At 55.3% G+C, this 1,576-nt stretch carries 2 protein-coding genes; one reads left to right on the top strand and one right to left on the bottom strand.

Annotated features, from left to right (window positions below):
- Positions 1-21: 21 nt before the first annotated feature.
- Positions 22-195, bottom strand: a complete 174-nt coding sequence (locus tag MTR72_RS40165) for a hypothetical protein (RefSeq protein ID WP_280964600.1) — start codon at positions 193-195, stop codon at positions 22-24.
- A gap of 305 nt (positions 196-500) precedes the next feature.
- Between MTR72_RS40165 and MTR72_RS40160 the strand changes: the two genes are divergently transcribed.
- Positions 501-1,505 carry an NADP-dependent oxidoreductase gene (locus MTR72_RS40160; protein ID WP_341512343.1) on the top strand — a complete coding sequence of 335 codons (1,005 nt, stop codon included), beginning with the start codon at positions 501-503 and terminating at the stop codon, positions 1,503-1,505.
- Positions 1,506-1,576 lie beyond the last annotated feature (71 nt).

Raw genomic sequence — 1,576 nt, 5'->3', positions numbered from 1 at the left:
CAAGCGGACAAGGCTACGCTTTCAAGTAACGGAAATGTCTAGTCCAGCAGGATCGCGGTTGACGAACAAACGGGTTCTATCGTCATCGTCAAACTCGATTGCTATCTCGTCCGCGCGATGACGCCAAACAACTCGGACCGTTTTTCCTTTCAACAGCTCCGTCAATTTCTCAGCCTCTTGCTCTAGCTCTGTCACGGGATTTCTCCGCTGATGCTGCACGCTTTGCTTACGATGTAGGTAAGCATCCTTTCGCTCTGCTAACGAACTCTGCTCAAATTATATCGATGCTGGAGGCGAAGTCCGGTTGGGGTCACGAGCGTCGACCTCTCCGATAGACGGAGGCCGGGCGATTTCCGATATTCCCCCGTTCGCGACCGAGGTCGTGCGGCGATGCAATAGGTCGCGAAGGGCCAATAGGCGACCTACATCATCCTTCAGGTCGTTGTACCGGACCTGCCTTTCCACTAGCCTTCGAACTTGGAATACCCAAGGGAGGGGTTATGAACCGCACCATCAATCGGCAGATTATTCTCTCCGTGGTACCCAAGGGGAAGCTTTCGGTCCACGATTTCAAAATGCGTGAGGCCCCAATCCCAATACCAAACGAAGGAGAGCTTCTGCTCAATGTGCGCCTAGTTTCTCTTGATGCTGCCAATCGAGCCTGGATGCATCGCGAGACCTATCGTGCAGCCGTGGAGGCAGGAAACGTGATGGACGGCTACGGTATCGCCGAAGTTGTTGACAGTAAGGCTACCGGCTTCGCTCCGGGAGACCTCGTCTTCACGACTACAGGCTGGCAAGACTACATCGCTGTACCAGCCAGCAACGTGACCAAAGTCGAACGGGTGGACCCCCTCACGCACTTGTTGAGCGCCTACGGCATTGCCGGCCGTACAGCCTATCACGGCTTGCTTTCAATCGGACAGCCGAGAGAAGGCGAGACCGTCGTCGTGTCAGCCGCTGCCGGTTCGGTCGGGACTTTCGTCGGTCAGATCGCAAAAATAAAGGGTTGTCGCGTAATTGGGATTGCCGGTTCGGCCGAGAAGTGCGGTTGGCTCGTACGTGAGCTCGGGTTCGATGATGCCGTTAACTACAAAGAGGGTGACCTGACTAAGGCTTTGAAAGCTGCCTCACCAGCAGGCATCGACATATACTTTGACAATGTGGGCGGCACGACTTTTGAGGTCTGCGCATCGCAAATGAAATTGCACGGCCGCATCGTATGCTGCGGAGCGGTATCAAGCTATGATGGTGACCTTTCCGACGCACGCCCCCGTGTCAATCCGTCCCAGATCGTGGTCAAGCGCCTTATGGTGAAGGGCTTCATCATGAGCGATTTCAATGCCGAACGAAATCTCGCTTTGGCAGACCTGAAGGCGTGGGTTATGGCGGGACGCATCAAGGTCATCGAAGATGTTTGCGATGGCCTTGAGAGCCTTCCAGCAGCTTTGGTCGGGCTGCTGGCGGGCGAAAATCGCGGCAAGCGAATGGTTCGGGTGCAATAGCGATCCACAGCGGAAGTGCCACCCAACGGATCTTTGGCAGCAATCCTTCGGGGAAACGGTTTGTAAGTTCC

This window comes from Bradyrhizobium sp. ISRA442 (assembly GCF_038085055.1).
Taxonomy (GTDB): domain Bacteria; phylum Pseudomonadota; class Alphaproteobacteria; order Rhizobiales; family Xanthobacteraceae; genus Bradyrhizobium.
Note: the sequence above shows the minus strand (reverse complement) of the source record. Positions and strands in the feature narration are given on the sequence as shown.

Coding starts and splice junctions, on each gene's coding strand:
- MTR72_RS40160 (WP_341512343.1), top strand. CDS start 501: ATGAACCGCACCATCAATCGGCAGATTATTCTCTCCGTGGTACCCAAG.